At 69.1% G+C, this 17553-nt stretch carries 11 protein-coding genes and 6 pseudogenes; 11 read left to right on the top strand and 6 right to left on the bottom strand.

Annotation, left to right across the window (positions count from 1 at the left end; translation table 11 throughout):
- Positions 1-698: pseudogene (locus EFK10_RS22215) on the top strand (ATP-binding protein); the annotation flags it as partial.
- A gap of 84 nt (positions 699-782) precedes the next feature.
- On the opposite strand, the gene EFK10_RS22210 reads toward EFK10_RS22215, so the two are convergent.
- The 3 genes from EFK10_RS22210 to EFK10_RS22200 form a co-directional block, all read right to left on the bottom strand.
- Positions 783-1673 carry a recombinase family protein gene (locus EFK10_RS22210; protein WP_127357408.1) on the bottom strand — a complete coding sequence of 297 codons (891 nt, stop codon included), beginning with the start codon at positions 1671-1673 and terminating at the stop codon, positions 783-785.
- A gap of 204 nt (positions 1674-1877) precedes the next feature.
- Complete coding sequence (locus EFK10_RS22205; RefSeq protein ID WP_127357407.1) at positions 1878-2750, bottom strand: class I SAM-dependent methyltransferase; 873 nt, start codon at positions 2748-2750, stop codon at positions 1878-1880.
- Positions 2751-2878: 128 nt separating this feature from the next.
- Positions 2879-3466, bottom strand: a complete 588-nt coding sequence (locus tag EFK10_RS22200; protein ID WP_206305541.1) for a helix-turn-helix domain-containing protein — start codon at positions 3464-3466, stop codon at positions 2879-2881.
- A 96-nt stretch (positions 3467-3562) separates the two neighbouring features.
- On the opposite strand from EFK10_RS22200, the pseudogene EFK10_RS22195 reads away from it, so the two are divergent.
- From EFK10_RS22195 to EFK10_RS50705, 6 genes and pseudogenes are all read left to right on the top strand, one after another.
- Positions 3563-4549 (top strand): annotated as a pseudogene (locus tag EFK10_RS22195) (NAD(P)/FAD-dependent oxidoreductase); the annotation flags it as partial.
- A gap of 133 nt (positions 4550-4682) precedes the next feature.
- Positions 4683-6275 (top strand): MFS transporter, encoded by a 1593-nt coding sequence (locus EFK10_RS22190; protein WP_127357405.1) that lies wholly within the window; start codon positions 4683-4685, stop codon positions 6273-6275.
- Positions 6276-6382: 107 nt separating this feature from the next.
- Positions 6383-6577 carry a hypothetical protein gene (locus EFK10_RS47670; RefSeq protein WP_164836114.1) on the top strand — a complete coding sequence of 65 codons (195 nt, stop codon included), beginning with the start codon at positions 6383-6385 and terminating at the stop codon, positions 6575-6577.
- A gap of 94 nt (positions 6578-6671) precedes the next feature.
- Positions 6672-8150 (top strand): DUF4158 domain-containing protein, encoded by a 1479-nt coding sequence (locus tag EFK10_RS22185; RefSeq protein WP_164836113.1) that lies wholly within the window; start codon positions 6672-6674, stop codon positions 8148-8150.
- Positions 8099-8869: pseudogene (locus tag EFK10_RS22180) on the top strand (transposase); the annotation flags it as partial. The gene EFK10_RS22185 and the pseudogene EFK10_RS22180, both read left to right, overlap by 52 nt.
- Before the next feature lie 325 nt (positions 8870-9194).
- Positions 9195-10214, top strand: coding sequence for a reverse transcriptase domain-containing protein (locus EFK10_RS50705; protein ID WP_322973377.1), 1020 nt, complete (start codon positions 9195-9197; stop codon positions 10212-10214).
- Between the two features lie 504 nt (positions 10215-10718).
- Here the strand turns inward: EFK10_RS50705 and EFK10_RS50700 are convergent.
- Together EFK10_RS50700 and EFK10_RS22165 are read right to left on the bottom strand one after the other, a co-directional pair.
- Positions 10719-11840: pseudogene (locus tag EFK10_RS50700) on the bottom strand (recombinase family protein); the annotation flags it as partial.
- A 132-nt stretch (positions 11841-11972) separates the two neighbouring features.
- Positions 11973-12320, bottom strand: coding sequence for a hypothetical protein (locus tag EFK10_RS22165; RefSeq protein ID WP_127357409.1), 348 nt, complete (start codon positions 12318-12320; stop codon positions 11973-11975).
- A gap of 114 nt (positions 12321-12434) precedes the next feature.
- On the opposite strand from EFK10_RS22165, the gene EFK10_RS22160 reads away from it, so the two are divergent.
- From EFK10_RS22160 to EFK10_RS22150, 3 genes and pseudogenes are all read left to right on the top strand, one after another.
- The gene (locus EFK10_RS22160; RefSeq protein WP_164836111.1) at positions 12435-13184 is read left to right on the top strand and encodes a group II intron maturase-specific domain-containing protein; all 750 of its coding nucleotides are present in this window, start codon (positions 12435-12437) and stop codon (positions 13182-13184) included.
- 107 nt (positions 13185-13291) lie between these two features.
- Positions 13292-13812, top strand: a pseudogene (locus EFK10_RS22155) (ISL3 family transposase); the annotation flags it as partial.
- Between the two features lie 288 nt (positions 13813-14100).
- Positions 14101-15549, top strand: a complete 1449-nt coding sequence (locus EFK10_RS22150) for a Tn3 family transposase (RefSeq protein ID WP_127357400.1) — start codon at positions 14101-14103, stop codon at positions 15547-15549.
- On the opposite strand, the gene EFK10_RS22145 is transcribed toward EFK10_RS22150, so the two are convergent.
- Positions 15546-15830, bottom strand: coding sequence for a hypothetical protein (locus tag EFK10_RS22145; protein WP_127357399.1), 285 nt, complete (start codon positions 15828-15830; stop codon positions 15546-15548). The genes EFK10_RS22150 and EFK10_RS22145 overlap by 4 nt on opposite strands.
- 45 nt (positions 15831-15875) lie before the next feature.
- Between EFK10_RS22145 and EFK10_RS22140 the strand changes: the two are divergent.
- Positions 15876-17486 (top strand): annotated as a pseudogene (locus EFK10_RS22140) (ATP-binding protein); the annotation flags it as partial.
- Between the last annotated feature and the right edge of the window lie 67 nt (positions 17487-17553).

Below are 17553 nucleotides of genomic sequence, written 5' to 3'. Positions count from 1 at the left end.
AGGTGACCGAGTACACCGAGCAGGCCCACCGGGTGCAAGCAGCCCTCGGCGGCGGCCTGGCCCTGCGCCCCGCATCCCCGGCGGAGATCGTGTGGATGCTCCAGCACACCGTGCACCGCGGCCTCGAGGAGCCGCTGCTCACCGACGCCGAACACTCGCCCCTGTACGGGAGCCGGGTGACCGACGGGCAACTGCGCTCCCCCTCCTACGCCGACCTCGGCCAGGTCCGCCTCGCCGAAGGCGGCCGCCCCATCACCGACCACGACCACGGCAAGGACGACCGGGGGAAGAAGAAGGCAAAGAACCGCCGCAACGCGCAGGGCGGTCAGCCGTGGTGGCGCAAGGACGGCGCCTCCCCCTTGCTGCGGCGCTGGCTGCAGGTGGAATGCGAGACGGGAACCGGCTACCAGGCCCACCTCGCGCTCGCCGAGCTCCCGCCGGCGCAGGCGATGGACTCAGCCGACCTCCTCGCCCAGCTCGAAAGCCTGGACTTCCCCGTCGACTTCACCATCGACCTGAACGTCGTCACCGCCGAGCGCGCCAAGGAACAAGTCCGGCGCAAGAAGAAGGAGCTGCTCGACCAGGCCGAGCAGTACGGGGCGCAGCCCACCGGCATGCCGCACTCGCTGCCGGAGGCCGCCGGGGACCTGGCGGAGGAGGACGCCCGGCTGTCGCGCACGTCGGTGGAGGTCGAGGTCGGGGTCCGAGTAGGAACGGAACAGAAAACCGGTGCAGCCGTCAAATCTTTTGACGGGCCGTGATGTGGGCGTCCGTCTCTGCGCTCACGAGCGCACCTCCGCCGCCTGCTCGGCTTCGGCGAACGCGCGGTAGAGCGAGGCGACGGAGGGGTGCTTGTCCTTGTTCTTGCCGGTCTTGATGGTGAGCTTGCCCGCGATCTCGGGGACGGGGACCCCCTTGTCCTTGAGCGAGAGGGCGAAGGTGAGCATGTCGTCGTCGATGACTTTGGGGCGTCCGCCGTGGTTGCCCTTCTTCGCGGCGCTGACCTGTCCTTCGAGGGTCTTCTCCCGGATGTAGTTGCGCTCAATCTGCCCGGCGACGGCCAGGACGGCGAAGAACATGGCGCCCATGCCATTGGGGTCGTAGATGCCGGCGAGCGGGCCGGTGAGGAGTTCAAGCTGGATGTCGTCGGCCTGGAGCTCGGCGGACAGCGTCATCAACTCGGCCGCGTTCCGCGCGAGGCGCTTGAGCTCGTGGACGGTGAAGATGACCGGGGTGTCGGGGGCGGCTTCCTTGAACTGGCGGGCCAGCTTGAGCGCGGCCTGAAGCTCGGGCCGGACCTTGATCCGGGTGCTGATCTGCTCCTGGTAGATCTTGTGGCAGTCCGCTTCTCGGAGGGCTTCGAGCTGGCTCGCCAGCTCCTGGCGGGCTGTTGACGTCCTGGCGTACCCGATGCGGATGGGCTTCGCGGTGCGCTGCGCGGGCACCGCGGCGGGGGCCGGTCCCTGCTTCCAGGGGCGGCCGGGTGAGCGGTCTGCGGGGATGAGGACTTCGAGTTCCTCGCGCAGCGCGGCGATGAGGACGAAGCGCGGCGTGTGGTACTTCGTCGCGGTCTTCCCGCCGCGCGTTCGGCACGCGCTCCCGGCGGGCGCCTCGCACTTGGGGCAGTCGTTGCGTTCTACCGCGTCTGCGGCTTGATCGGGCGTCAGATCCACGCGATCAGTGTCGCAGAAGGTGTCTCGCAGAACGCCCGAGTTCTGAGAGGACTTCTGCGAATCGCGACCTGCGGAAACGGATCACGTTCCGGGGCTCTCGCAGAACTCGCACAGATGGTCATTTGTGAGAATGCCCTTGTGCCACGCGGACGTGACGGCCTGGTTCCGCGTGACCGCGCCGGACGTGGCACCCCGTGTTCGGGGTCAGGCGCGGCGGGTGGCCCAGACGGTGCGTTCGGTGCGTACCGTCAGGTCGTCGCGGCGCAGGATGCTGTGCGGGTTGGTGGTGTCGAGGAGCTGGTCGAGTGCGGTGAGGTCCTCGGGGGTGAGTTTGTCGGCGATGACGCTGCGGATGCGCTGCAGGACTCCGAGGGCGTAGCGGCCGATCGCTTCGCTGCGGTCGCCCTCGATGTGCACGGTGATGGTGCGTTCGTCTTCGACGGTGAAGCCGGCGGCGGTCAGCATCGGGCCCCAGTCGGCGCCGCGGTGGGGCATGTGTTCGGCTTGGCGGCGGTCGGCTGCGGCGTGGACGCGCTCTTCCAGGCCGGGCCGGTCCTTGGGGGCATTCTCGGGCAGGAAGCGGGGGTGGCCGGCCAGTTCGACGACGGCGAACAGGCCGTTGGGCGCGAGCGCGTCGTGGACGGTGCGCAGCGCGCGCTCGGGGTGGGCCATGTGGTGCATCGATGCCGATGCCCAGATCAGGTCGGGCGAGCCGAGGTCGGGCCAGGCGTCGTCGTCGAGGTCGGCCTGCACGGTGCGCACGCGTTCCTCGACGCCGCGGGTGCACGCCTTGGTGCGCAGGCGCTGAAGGTGTTCGGCGGACGTGTCGACGGCGGTGACGTGCGCGTCGGGGAAGCGGTCGAGGAGGGCGAAGGTGCCCGCGCCCGTGCCGCAGCCGAGGTCCACGATGTGGCCGGGGGCGGTCTTCAGTGGCAGCGACGCGGTGATGGAGGCGGTGTGCTCGGCGAGGACCTCGGCGTCCAGGTCGAGGATCTCCGCCTGACCGCTGGTGTCCTGCTCGTGGTGGTGGCCGTGCGAAACGCCGTGGTGGGGGGTGTGCGTGTGTGCTTGGTTCATGCTCTTCACCGTAGGTCGACTATGCGCCAGAGGCGTACTGTCTCCCTGTTTGCGCAAGACGATGGCCGTAGGTGCTGCGTGACGCGCAAAAGGGCACCGCTACGGAGGCCGTCGTGCGGCTCGCGCCGTCATTCGGGAGGGCCTTGAGCGTCGCCGTCGTCGCGCTGGTGGCCGCGGCGGGCGTCGCGGTCGAAGAGACCCAGGATCTCGCAGGGTCCACCCCCGGCGCCGATCGCGTGCGGCATCATCGTGGGGAACTCGGCGGCCTGGTTGGTCTCGATGCGGAAGCGGCGCTGGCCGAGCATGAGGATCGCGGTGCCGGACAGTACGACGAGCCACTCGCGCCCCGGGTGGGCGCGCATGCGGGCGGGGTTGTCGGGCGGGGGGTCGGTCAGGCGCTGGCGCACCACGCTCATGCCGGGGTCGGCCTTCAGGGTCCAGCGCATCCGGCCGTGGGTGCTGTCGATCGTCGGACTGGTGACGATGTCGTCGGTGGCGGTCTCCACGAGCTGGTCCAGCGTGGTGTCCAGGGCGCGGGCGAGGGTGACCAACTGGTCCAGTGCGAGGCGGCGCTGGCCGTTCTCGATGCGGCTCAGTGAGGACTGGCTGAGGTGGGCGCGGGTGGCCAGTTCTTCCAGTGACAGGCCCTGCGCCACCCGCAGCGCGCGGATTCGTTTGCGTACGAGGCCGTCCAGCTCTCCACTTTCTTGCGTCATGAGCAACATTATATGCCCTAGATGCAATGCGGGGTTAGCGTCTGTGTAGATGGTCCGCAGTGTCTGGGACCACGCATGACGAAACAGCAGGAGGACATGGCTATGACGACTTCTCCGTACGCGAGCGACGCACTGCCCGGTGGAACCGTCGACGCAGTGGTGATCGGCGGGGGCGCCGCAGGGCTGAACGGTGCTTTGACTCTGGCCCGCTCCCGTCGGTCGGTCGTCGTGATCGACAACGGCTCCCCGCGCAACGCGCCGGCTGCGGCCATGCACGGCTTCATCGTGCTGGACGGCACCGAGCCGCGCGAGATCCTCCGGCGGGGCCGGGAGCAGGTCCGCCAGTACGGCGGACACATCGTCTTTGGCACGGTGGCCTCTGCCGCCCCGGCCGCCCCGTCGGCCGACGGAGACTTGCGTTTCACCCTCACCCTGGCTGACGGCCACAGCATCACCGCGCGCCGCCTCCTGGTGGCCACGGGTCTGCGGGACGTGCTGCCCGAGGTCCCCGGCCTCGCCGAACACTGGGGAGACAGTGTGGTGCACTGCCCGTACTGCCACGGCTGGGAGGTCCGCGACCAGCCCATCGGCGTCCTCGCCACCGGCCCGGCCTCCGTCCACCACGCATTCCTGTTCCGCCAACTGACCGAGGACCTGACCTACTTCACCCACGGCACTGCCCTGGATGAGGACACCCGCGCCCGCTTCGCCGCCCGCAACATCCCCATCGTCGACACCCCGGTGCAGGAGGTCGTCAACCACGAGGACGGCACCCTCGCCGGGCTGCGCCTGACCGGCGGCCAGGTTGTGGGCCGCCGCGTCCTCGCGGTCGCCACACAGATGCAGGCCCGCACCGAGGGCCTGGACGCGCTAAAGCTTCCCATGGAGGACTTGCCAGACCACATGGGCCGCCGCTTCGCCTCCGGCATGGCCGGCACCACCGAGGTGCCGGGCGTGTGGGTGGCAGGCAACGCCACCGACCTTGCCGCCCAGGTCGGCGCCTCTGCCGCGGCCGGCGCCCTGGCCGGCTCCCACATCAACGCCGTGCTGGTCACCGCGGACACCGACGCCGCTCGCCGCCGCGCGGGGCGAGACACCCGCCCCCTGACAACGCCTCCCGGGGGCCCAGCCGACCGCCCGGCCCAACCCGCCCCGTTCACCCACCGACCGGCCCTGCCCGGCGTCAGCTCGGCATGCCTATTTTGTGAGGAAATCCATGAGCACACCCCAGCCCCCACAAGCCGCGCCAGCCAGTGGCGAAGGCAGCCCAGACGCGCGTCAGCTGCGGACGGTCCTGATCACCGTCTCCCTCGCGCTGATGTCGGTCATCGCCTCGGTGTCCGGGCTGAACGTCGCGCAGACCCACATGGCAGTGGAGTTCGGCGCCTCGCAGAACACGGTCCTGTGGATCATCAACATCTACACCCTCGCCCTGGCCGCCCTGCTGCTGCCGCTCGGCGCCATCGGCGACCGCCTGGGACGCAAGCCCATGCTCCTCGCCGGACTGGGCTTCTTCGGCGTCGCCACCGTCGTCTCGGCCCTGGCCCCGACGGCGGAGGTGATGATTGCCGCACGCGTCGCCAGCGGTATCGGCGCCGCGATGATCATGCCGATCACCCTGGCCGTCATCACCTCTACCTTCCCCGAGGAACAGCGCGGCAAGGCGATCGGCGTATGGACCGGCGTCGCCGGCGGCGGCGGCATCCTGGGCATGTTCCTCTCCGCCCTCCTCGTCGACGTCGCCTCCTGGCGTTGGCTGTTCGCTCTGCCGGTGGCCCTGATCCTCGCGGCCCTGGCCATGACGGCGAAGTCGGTTCCCAACTCCCGCGAGACCTCGGCCCACCGCTTCGACACCGCCGGTGCGCTGCTCTCCACCCTCGCCGTGACCGGCCTCATCTTCGTCCTGCAGGAAGGCCCCGAACGCGGCTGGACCGCCCCCGTCACTCTGATCAGCCTCGCTGTCGGTCTCCTCGCGGCCATCGGCTTCGTGGCCTGGGAGCTGCACCGCCGCGACAGCGCACTGCTGGACGTGCGGCTGTTCCGCGAGCGCGGCCTGAGCGGCGGCTCGATCACACTGCTGGTGGTCTTCGGTGTCCAGGCGGGCATCGGCGTGGTCCTCTTCCCGTTCTTCCAGGCCGTGCTCGGCTGGTCCGGGCTGCTGTCCACGGCCGCCATGATGCCCATGGCCGTCATGATGATGGCCATTTCCGGCCTGGCCCCCAAGCTCGCCGCGGGCATCGGTTCCCGCTCCACTATGGCCGCGGGCATCGCGCTGGCCGGACTCGGTCTCGTACTCATGGCCCTGCTCGTCTCCGCCAAGGGCGGCTACCTGTCCATCCTGCCCGGACTGCTCGCCATGGGACTGGGCATGGGTCTGTCGATGACCCCGTCCACCACCGCCATCACCGCGTCCCTGCCGCGCGCCAAGCAGGGCGTGGCCTCCGCCCTGAACGACGTCACCCGCGAGTTCGGTACCGCACTCGGCGTCGCTCTGCTCGGCGCGCTGCTGGCCAACGGCTACCGCAGCGCCATCGACAACCGGCTGCACGGCATCCCGCAGGGAACCGCGGACACCGCCCGCGACGGCGTTGCCAACGCCGTCGAAGCAGCCAGCAACGCCGGCCCGCACGCCCAGGACCTGCTCCACGCAGCCCAGCAGTCCTTCGTCGACGGCTGGCAGCAGTCCATGTGGGCAGGCGCCGCCGTCATGGGCGCCCTGCTCGTCTACATCGTCTTCCGCGGCCCCAAGAACACGACACCTGCGGTCACCGCCGAGGCAGAAACCGCCGAGACCCTCGCCGCCCGCTGACCGCACACGAGCCAGACGCACACCAGACACACCGCTCCGTGAACATCGCGTTCGCCGGCGCACGATCAGCCGACGGATCCCGGTCCGGCTGATCGTGCGCCGATTTCGTGACCCGGACCAAAGTCCGTGAAGGCCGCGCCAAGGTCCTGCTCACCGTGACCGTCTCGATGATCTCGCCCGTCGGCGCCGAGTACGAGGCTGTGCTCGCCGACGTGAGTGCCGCCAGTGGACAGCTCACCTGCACCGGCTGGAGCCCACCGCCGCCGCGTAAAGCCGCCCCGCCCGCCTATCACATGGGGTGATGCTCTGCGCTGGAATCGGGGATCACCTCACGCACTGTCAGCCCCCCTGGCACCGTCGCGCGGGAATCACGCCGACGGATCAAGGAGCGGTCCGGTGCCCACCAACTTTCTGAGCGACGAACAGCGCAAACGCTTCGGTCACTTCACCGAAGATCCGGACGAGGGACAGCTCGCCGGGTCCTTCTTGCTGGATCAGACCGCACGGCGCCGGGCAATGGCCGCCCGGAGCGCGCGGAACCGGATCGGCTGGGCCCTCCAGCTCGGCACCCTCCGCTATCTGGGCACCTTCCTGGAGAACCCCGAGGACGTGCCCGCGGTCGTGGTCGGCTATGTCGCCGAGCAGCTCGGCCTGGACCCCGGCGAGCTCGCCGGGTACGGCACAAGTGAGGCCCGCTGGGACCACCAGGAGCAGATCCGCACCGAGTACGAGTACACGAAGTTCGAGTTCGACCAGTGGTTCGCGCTCGCCCGCTGGATGTACCAGCGGGCCTGGATCGGCAACGAACGTCCCACCCTGCTGTTCGACCTCGCGACCAAGCGCCTGGTGGACAAGAAGGTGGTGCTGCCCGGGGTGACCGTGCTGGAACGCCTGGTCTCCGGCACCCGCGAGCGCGCCGAGAAACGCCTGTGGGCCACCCTCGCCGCCGCCCCGACCACGGAGCAGGCCGAACGTCTGCAGCAACTGGTCGTCGTCCCCGCCGGCAAGCGCCTGTCCGAGCTGGACCGCCTGCGCCGCTCACCGCGCGACATCTCCGCGAACGGGGTGGGCAAGGCCCTGGAGCGCTACGAATCCCTGCGCGCCTTCGGCGGCCACGCGTGGAACCTGGACGCGATACCGCCGGGACGACTCCAGGCCCTGGTGCGGTTCGCCAAGGCCGCCCGCGCCCAGGCCGTCTCCGACCTCGCCGGCGACCGGCGCCTGGCCACCCTGGTCGCCTTCGCCGCGGTCATGCCGCAGCTCGCCGCCGACGAGGCGATCGAGGTCTTCGACCTGGTGATGGGCGACATCATCCGCAGCTCCGCCACCAAGATGACCAAGCAGAGACTGCGGACGCTCAAAGACCTCGACGCCGCCGCGATCGAGCTATGCAAAGCCTGGCTCGCCATCTGCACCACGGCCGCCGACCCCGACGGCGACGTACGCGCAATGCTCGACGCGATGGACGTCGGCCCCGTCCACGCGGCGGCCGACACCGTCAAGGCCCTCGCCCAGCAGCCCGACGACGGCGCCGAGCAGATGCTCGCCGCCCGCTACAACACCATCGCCCGCTTCCTGCCCGGCCTGCTCAAGACGTTCACCTTCGAGGCCAGCCCGGCGGGCGAACCGGTGCTGGACGCGATCGGCTTCGTGAAGTCGCTCAAGGGCCGGCGCCGCCCCATCCAGGCGTGGGAAGTCCCCGCCAAAATGCGGCTCCCCTGTCGCTTCCGTGGGTCGTTGACCAGGCCTGATGTAAACAACACGCCGTATCCGGGGTACGTTTCGGCTTGCGAAAGAACGAAACGGAAGAACCTGGATACGGCGTGCGATCTACAAGGATATGGACTCGGCTGCTCGGTGTCGAAAAGACCGTGATCGAGCTCGTGGAGGCCGAGGAGCCCGATACGGGCGAGGACGGCCCGGAGGATGTGCTGATCGTGGTGCACGCCCGCCCGGCGAAGGGCCGTCGTCAGCGGTGCGGGATCTGTCAGCGCCGGTGTGCCAGGTACGACAACGGCGAGGGCCGCCGACGCTGGCGAGCGCTGGACCTGGGCACCCTGCAGGCGGTGATCGAGGCGGACGCCCCGAGGGTGTCCTGCCCCGAGCACGGCGTGACGGTCGCCGCAGTGCCCTGGGCCCGCCACGGAGCCGGCCACACCCTGCCCTTCGACGACCAGGTGGCCTGGCTGGCCACGCACTGCTCCAAGACCGCGATCACCCAGCTGATGCGGATCGGCTGGCGCACCGTCGGCAACATCTGCACCCGGGCCTGGGCCGAGGTCGAGGAACGTGTCGACCTGCTGGCGGGCCTGCGCCGGATCGGAATCGACGAGATCTCCTACAAGCGCCACCACAAGTACCTCACCATCGTCGTTGACCACGCGTCAGGACGACTGCTGTGGGCGGAGGCCGGGCGGGACAAGGCCACCCTGCGGAAGTTCTTCGACTTGCTCGGCGAGGAACGCTCCAAGAAGATCACGCATGTCAGCGCGGACGCCGCCGGGTGGATCGCCACCGTCGTCGCCGAGCGCTGCCCCAACGCGGTGCGCGTCATGGATCCCTTCCACGTCGTGCAGGTGCGCCGTGAGGCGCTGTGTTACCGGGAGGGCTGGAAGGACCCTCCGCCGGGCTGTCGCAGCAGTTCGGTGAAGCTGACGGCAGTCTGACCCCGGAGGTGCGGGGAAGGGCGGGAAGCAGCCGTGACAACGACGGGGCGCGCCGGCACTGCCAGACGGCGCGGGCCCGGCTAGCGAGGCGGATAGGTGTAACGAGAGTGAACCAGTGGTTGAACCCCCGTAAGCGTGGAACCGGCTCCAACCTGGTGGATATGGGCCGGGCAGTAGTACGCGCTGACCATCGCTGGACGTGGTCGGCGACTCCGCACCCGGATATTGACGCCGGGCAGGAGGCCAGTGGGGAATGTCTGCGGCGTACCCCTGGCGAGGCTACCGGGGCAAAGCTGGGCACCACCCCCGCCGACCGGAACACAGTGAACACGGGAACCGCCCCCCGGTTGCCCTCCCCGCCGCCCCTCCAGGGCGGCGGCGGGCAGGCTCATCGTCAGCCGATGGCCGGGGAGCGGGGCGGAGCCGTCGTAGTAGTCGTGGGAGTAACGCCCCATCCCGGGGAGCGGGAAAGCCGCTCACAGGGCGAAGGACGGCAGCGAGTTCGCAGTCAACGGACTGGAATGCCAGGAGGTCGCCGGTGAACACCGACGCACTGTGGCCAAGTCTCGAAGAGGCCGAAGCCCGGGTACTGGAGATCCAGACGAAGCTGCACCGGTGGGCCACCGACGCCCCTGACCGTCGGTTCGATGATCTGTACAACCTCGTCTGCGACCCGGCGTTCTTGCTGCTGGCATGGCGCCGAGTCCGAGGAAACCGGGGAGCACGCTCGGCAGGAGTGGACGGGCTGCGGCCCAAAGACCTCATGCCGGGCGGGGGGATGTTCCTGCTCGGGCTCCGCATGGAGCTGAAGGCCGGAACGTTCCAACCGCTGCCTACCAGAGAGCGCAAGATCCCCAAGGCCAACGGGAAGACCCGATCCCTGGGCATCCCCACAGCCAAGGACCGGATCGTGCAGGCCGCGCTCAAGCTGGTCCTCGAACCCGTCTTCGAGGCGGACTTCAAGCCGGGCTCCTACGGCTTCCGCCCCGGCCGACGGGCCCAGGACGCCATCGCCGAGATCCATCTCCTGGGCTCCCACACGTATGAGTGGGTGCTCGAAGGGGACATCACGGCCTGCTTCGACGAAATCTCGCATGGCGCCCTCATGGACCGCGTGCGAGAACGAATAGGAGACAAGCGCGTCCTGGCGCTGGTCAAGGCGTTCTTGAAGGCGGGAGTCCTCTGCGAGGACGACATCTTCAGGGACACCCGGACCGGAACCCCGCAAGGCGGGATCCTCACGCCCCCAACGCAATGGGTAACTCGGGCATGAGTCACCCTCCGTAGTGTCTTGATCTTGATGTTGGCTGTCGTTGGCGGCGTGTTCGCGGACGGGGATGCGGTGTCGGATGGTGATCTTCTCGGGGCCGATGAGCACGTCTTTGACGAGGAGTCGCAGGATGTGCTGGCGCTGGGGAACTTCGGCGCTCTGGGCGTTGTCGTGGAGCTGGGCGAGGAATCCTTCGAGGTCGTCGGCGAGCTTGAGGTAGGCGTCGCGGTCGGCGATCTGGGTATCCAGGGCGTGGAGTTGGCCGCGCAGGTTGCTCTCTCGTGCACGCAGATCGGGCATCCGGGAGCGGAGTTCATCGATGGTGACCAGCTGTTCCTGGAACGCTTCGATCATGCGAGTGATCGCTGCGGTGGCCTTGGCCAGGGCCTGCTCGAGACGGCCGCGCTGGCGGGTGGCGGGATCGGAAGTGCGGGCGCGTTCCAGCCGCTTGTCGATCTCGGTCCGGATCAGGTGCGGGTCGCAGATCATGCCGATGATGTGGTCCCAGACGACGGTGTCGAGGTAGTCGGCGCGGACGGGCTTGTTGGTGCAGACCCGGCCGCCCTCGTAGCGGTAGTCGTCCGAGCCCAGGCACCGGTAGTAGTAGATCTTCTTGCCTGAGGAGGTGGTGGTGGAGGTGCGGTAGTAGCCGTATCCGCAGCTCACGCAGGCCGACAGGCCCTGGAGCAGGGAGGGGACGCGGCTGTTGCGCGAGGCGAAGCGTTTGTTGTCGGCGAGCCGCTGGGCGGCGCGTTCGAAGGTGGACGGGGTGATGAGCGCGGGAACGGGAATGGTGATCCACTCCTCGCGGGGGCGGTCGGCGGCCTTGACGGCGCGCGGGGTGGTGCGGCCCTCCAGGCGGGCCCGGCGGTTGAGGCCCGGGGACTCGTGGAGGATCTGGGTCTTGCCGAAGGCCGCCTGGCCTGCGTAGGCGGGGTTGCGGAGCATGCCCCAGACCACACTGCGGTCCCAGCGGGTCTTGCCGGTGCGGGTGGGGGTGTTGCTGCTGGTGAGCCAGCGGGTCAGGTCCGCGATGGAGGCCCCGTCGTCGGTGTAGCGGCGGAACAGCTCCACCACCAGCGCCGCCTCGGACTCAACGATCTCGTAGGTGGCCCCACATTCGGGGGTTTTGCGCAGGTAGCGGTAGCCGAATGGGGCGCCGCCCAGCACGTTGACCGATCCGGAGCGGGCCCGGTAGGTCTTCCCGCGCCGGTAGCGCTCCATCAGCTGGGCCTTCTCGTACTCGGCGAACATGCCCTGGAACTGGACCATCAGCTGATCCTCGGGGCTGTCGCCGCGTGGGCCGCGTACGAAGTCCACCCGGGTGCCGGCGCGGGCGAACTCCTCGATCAGCAGGGCCTGGTAGGCGAACTTGCGGGCGAGGCGGTCAGGCGCATAGCACAGGACCACGTCCACGCCGACCTGGGCGACAAGGTCGCGCAGTCGCTCCAGTGCGGGCCGCACCAGGGTCGCCCCAAAGTGGCCCTCGTCCTCGAACACCCACTCTTCGGGCAGCTCAAGACGCTGTTCGGCGGCGTGCGCGCGCAGGGCCGCGGTCTGCGAGCCGATCGTCTGGTCCTTCTTCTGCCGGGCCGAGGACACCCGGGCGTAGATCGCCACGCTGGTCATCGCTCACCTCTGCCTGCTTCGGGCGGTCCCGTATCCGGGCCCGCCGCTGCGGAACCAACGCTGCGTAGGCCGCGGACAAGTCCGCTGCCGCGTGGCGGTCGAAAACCGCCTCCGCCTCCACCGATCGGCCGCTCACCTGCCCAGCCGGCCCTCCGGGGCACCCCGCTGAAGGAACTCGGCCAGGGCCTGGGCCACCACCGCGGAGATCGCCCGGTCACTCTCGTGGGCACAGCTGCGGATCTCCGCTGCCAGCGACAGCGGCAGCTTGACGGTGAACACCACGCTCGACTCGGGGACCTCGAGACGTCCAGCGGCCATGGCCTGCTCCAGATACCGGCGTGCCTGACGCACCGACACCCCGTACCTACTCGCCAACGTGCGGGCGGCTGCTGCCACGGGCACACCCGCCCCGGCCAGATCCGCAGCGGCGTTGACCCGCCGGGCGTACTCGACGCTATCGACACGATCACCACGCACCATGTCACAAACCTACTACCCACTGTGACGCCCCTTACCCTCAGCGCGGGGAAGGAGTTCCAACCGCCGGTAGCCGAGCGTCACCTCGAAACAGAAGTTACCCATTGCGTTGGCGGCGTGATCTCCCCGCTCCTGTCCAACATCGCCCTGTCGGTACTCGATGAACACATCGCCGCCGCATGGCCGACGTTCGGCAAGAACAACCAGGCCCGCAGCTACCGGCGCAAGAAGGGACTCCCGACCTACAAGATCGTCCGGTACGCCGACGATTTTGTGATCATGGTGTCGGGGACCCGGGCTCACGCCGAGGCGCTACGGGCCGAAGCCGCCACGGTTCTGGAGACCGTGGGGCTGAGGTTGTCCGAGGAGAAGACGACCGTCGTGCACATCGACGAGGGGTTCGTCTTCCTGGGCTTCCGCATCCAGCGGCAGCGACAGCAAGGATCGAACAAGTGGTACGTCTACACCTGGCCATCACGCAAAGCACTGTCCAGCGCGATGGCGAAGATCAAGACGATCACCAGACAGGGAACCAACCAGCCCCTCGCTGAACTGCTCCGGCAGATCAACGCGGTGCTGCGAGGCTGGACCAACTACTTCCGGCACGGTGTCTCCAAGGCGACCTTCCAATACCTGCACCAGTACACCTGGGAACGGATCATCGGCTGGCTCCGCCGCAAGCACCGGAAGACCAACTGGAAGCAGCTCCGACGCCGCTACCTTCCGAGGTGGTGGCCAACGGACGGCGAGATGACGCTCTTCGACGCCGGAGCGGTACCGATCACTCGATACCGCTACCGGGGAACAGCGATCCCCTCACCGTGGACACCCGCCACGGCCAAGAAGATCCAGATGCCCACCGCATGAACTCGTGGAGAGCCGGATGCGGGGCCAACTCGCACGTCCGGTTCGGGGAACGGGCCGGGGAGACGGTCCAGGTGCAAGCCTGGAACCGCGCCCCGGTCCGATTCCACTGGGCCACCGACGCCCTCGACACGGTCCGCCGTCAGGTGTGGAACGACGAGCGCGGCGGCAATGGCCGCGCCACTGCGGGTCGAAGTCCCTGAAGAAAGCCCGCTGGGCCCTGTGGAAGAACCCCGAGGACCTCACCACGGGCCAGCAGGCCCAACTCGCCTTCATCGCCAAGGCCCACCCGATCCTGCACCGCGCCTACCTCCTCAAGGAGGGCCTGAGGATGGCACTCAAGCAGGGCCAGGAAACCGCCCAGGCCCTGTGGGACTGGGTGCTGTGGGCACGGCGCAGCCGCCTGGAACCCTTCGTGAAGCTTCAGCGCGCCATCGTCAAGCACTGGGACGCCATCACCGCGGCCGCCGATCACGGACTGAGTAACGGTCTGGTCGAGAGCATGAACACCAAGATCCGACTCATCACCCGCATGGCCTTCGGCTTCAAGGACGCCAACGCCCTCATCGCCCTCGCCATGCTCAGCCTCGGCGGACACCGCCCCCAACTACCAGGCCGTCAAGCCACATAAGACCACCCACGGAAGCGACCGAAGAGCCCAAAATGCTCACCTCCGCCTGGCGGCGCCTGGTCTTCCCGCCCCCGCCGATGCCCGTGGGCAGCGTCGAGAAGCGCGCCCTGGTCGTCGCCTCCGCCGAGGCCCTGCGCACGGCCCTGCACCGACACGAGGTGTTCGTGCCGGGCCTGCGCAAGTGGGGCGACCCCAACGCCCGCCTGTTGCAAGACGCCGCGTGGGAGGCGGCCCGCACCCGGGTCTGCGAGGAACTCGACCTCGACCCCAAGCCCGACAAGATCCTGGGTGCCTGGACCGACCGGCTCGACAAGGCCCACCGGGAGTTCGCCGACGGCCTGGCGGCCAACCCCAACGTCCGCATCGAGCAGCAGGGCGGCCGCCGACCGCATCATCCTCACCGGCCTGGACCGCCTGGACGAGCCCGCCTCCCTGATCGACCTGAACAAGGAGATCGAGGCGCGCATGCCCGCCGTCGACCTTCCCGAGATCGTGCTGGAGGTCGACTCCTGGGTGTCCTACCTGTCCGACTTCACCCACGTCTCCGGGGCCAACTCGCGCATGGACGACCTTCCCCTGTCCGTGGCCGCGGTCCTCACCTCGGAGGCCACCAACGTCGGCATCGAGCCGATCGTCCACGACGGCGTCGACGCCCTCAACCGCGACCGCCTGTTCTGGGTCGAGCAGAACTACATCCGCGCACAGACCCTGTCGACGGCCAACGCCCGCCTGGTCGACTACCACATGCGCCTGCCGCTGGTGCAGGCGTGGGGCGGCGGCGAGCTGGCCTCCGCCGACGGCCTGCGCTTCGTCACCCCGATCCGCACCCTCAACTCCGGCCCGAACCCCAAGTACTTCGGCACCCGCCGACGCGGCGTGACGTTCTACAACTTCCTCTCGGACCAGTTCAGCGGCCTGCACGGCATCCTGATCCCCGGCACCCAGCGCGACTCCTTCTACATCCTCGACGGCCTCTTGGAGCAGGAGACGGCCCTGCGCCCGGTCGAGATCACCTCGGACACGCACGGCGCCAGTGAGATCGTCTTCGGGCTCTTCCGCCTCATGGGCTACCAGTTCTCCCCGCGCCTGGCCGACGTCGGCAGCGCCACCCTCTACCGCGCCGATCCGGACGCCGACTACGGCCCGCTCAACCCGGTCACCCGAGACAAGATCAACCTCAAGCACATCACCGCCCACTGGGATCAGATGCTCCGCCTGGCCGGGTCCCTGCACTCCGGCACGATCAAAGCCTCCGAGGCCCTGCGCGTCCTCGCGCCCGGCGGCAAGCCCACCCCCACGGGCAAGGCCGTCATGGAACTCGGCCGCCTGGACCGCAGCGCGTATCTGTCCTCGTACTTCACCGACGAACTCCTGCGCCGCAGGGTCAACACCCAGCTCAACCGGCAGGAATCGCGTCACGAACTCGCTCGGAAGATCTTCCACGGACAGAAGGGCGAACTCAGGCAGTCCTACCGCGAAGGCCAGGAGGACCAGCTCGGGGCACTGGGGCTGATGCTCAACATCGTTGTCCTGTGGAACACGGTGTACTTCCAGAAGATCATTGGCGAGATGCGCGCCGAGGGCATCCACGTCCGCGACGAGGACATCGCCCGCCTCTCACCGCTGAAGTTCGCGCACATCAACTTCCACGGCCGCTACAGCTTCGCCCTGCCCGTCGAGATCCAGGGCGGACAGCTCCGCTCCACCGCCAAGCCCGAGAAGACCACCACGGTCTAGCACGGCTCCCCGGCCGGCTCGCCCCTGCCCGCGGCCTGGGCGAGCCGGTAGCGGACCTTCTCGTGCGAGAGGCCCACCTGGTCGCCGATCTGCCTCAGCCCCCAGCCCTCCGCCTTCGCCGCGGCCATGCCTTCGTCCAAGGCCGCGTCCGTCACCTCGTTCAGCGCGGCTCGCAGCTCGACGAGCAGCCGTAGCCGGATCGCCGGGGCCAGTTCCTCCAGAACGGCGCAGAACCGCGCCACGTCCGCCTTCAGGAAGCCGATCGTCGGGTCGTCACTCATGGGCGCACCCTGGCAGCCCACATCACGGCCCGTCAAAAGATTTGACGGCTGCACCGGTTTTCTGTTCCGTTCCTACTCGGACCCCAGGTCCAGTCGGTGACCGTCCTCACCGTGTGGGGCCCGGACCCCGTCACCTGCGATGCCCGCGCACGGGCCCTGGCGGCGTTGCTGTCCGGCGGGGACTACCGGGCGGTGCGCCCGCACGGCATGCAGGAAGCCCTGTTCGCCCTCGGCCTGCCCGGGGCTGCCCGCCCGGCGCAGGTACGGGAGTTCACCCAGCATCAGCTGTCCGAGGACTGGGCCGCCTCCGGGGCCTTCACCAACACCACGGTCGGCGACCCGACCGGCCTGATGGTCGGCGTCGACCTCGACAGCGGCACGATCCGCCCCGTCCTGCTCAACATCGCCGACGCACCCCAGCGCAACGCCTCCGCATCCGTGGGCATCGTGGGAGATCTCGGTGCCGGCAAGTCGGTGTTGGAGAAGTTGCTGGCCTCCGCTGTGGTCGACCGGGGCGGGCGGGCGATCGTCATCGACCGCACTCCGATCCGTGAGTGGGCGTCCTTCGGCCGCTCCGCAACCGGGAGCCGGTGCCAGGTCATCGACGCCGCCAAGGCCGAGCTGTCCATCGACCCGCTGCGGGTCTTCGGCGGCCCGGTCGGCGCCCACTACGCCCTGTCCTACCTCACGCTCCAACTGGGCGTCGGGCCGATGTCGGCATCCGGCGCCGTCCTGCACCACGCCGTCGAGGAGGCCGCAGCCGGACCGGAGCCATCGATGGCCGCCGTCCTGGACGTCCTGGGCACCATGGCGGCCAGCGCCTCGGGAGCCTCCACCCGGCGGGACGCCGCCGCCACCATGGCCGACCTGCTGCGGATCGTCAGCTCCAACCCCCTGGCCGCGATGGTCTTCGACGGCGAGCTACCGCCGGTCACGCTCGACGGCGACCTGGGCGCGGACATGGTGGTCGTCACCACCACCGGCCTGACCCTGCCGCCACGCGAGGCCTTCGCCAACATCGAGGTGCTGCGGCAGCAGCCCCTGGAAGCCCTGATCGGCCGCGCGGTGCTGTACCTGATCGCGGCGATCGCCCGACAGGCCGCGTTCACCGACCCAGGCCGGTTCTGCGCCGTAGCGATGGACGAGTGCTACTGGCTCACCAGTTCCGCAGAGGGCAGTGCGCTGGCCCACGAGATCCTGCACGACGGCCGCAAGCACGGCGCCGGCGTGATTCTGGGCGCCCACGACGTCGATGAACTCGGCAAAGACGCGGGCTTGCTCGCCTACAAGGTCCTCGCCCGCACGTCCGATCACGCCCGGGCGCGCAAGGGCCTGGCGTTCCTCGGTCTGGACAGCGAGGCCGAAGACCTCATCCGCCTGGTCACCACCGGCCTGTCCCCCGTCGGCCAGCCCGGCCGAGACGGCGAAATGCTGCTGCGCGACCCCCGCATGAACGTCGGCCGCATCCAGGTCCACGTCCCGCCCGTGCCACGCATCCAACAGGCCATCTTCACCACACCCGGCGCCCGGGCAGCCGACGACACCACGCCCGTGACCTTCACCAAGCACGTCCCCATCCCCACGCCCACGCCGCGCGATGGCAGCACTCCGACGGGAGCCCTCCACGGAACCTGTCAACGTGATCAAGGCAGGTAGATCGTTCTATCCCTGTGCCGGGATTGATTGCTCGTCCGGTCGGGGTTGGTCGGGCTTGTTGATCCAG

The organism is Streptomyces soli, from assembly GCF_003999195.1.
Lineage (GTDB): Bacteria > Actinomycetota > Actinomycetes > Streptomycetales > Streptomycetaceae > Actinacidiphila > Actinacidiphila soli.
The sequence above is the reverse complement of the archived record's forward strand: the minus strand, read 5'-3'. Positions and strand labels throughout refer to the sequence as shown.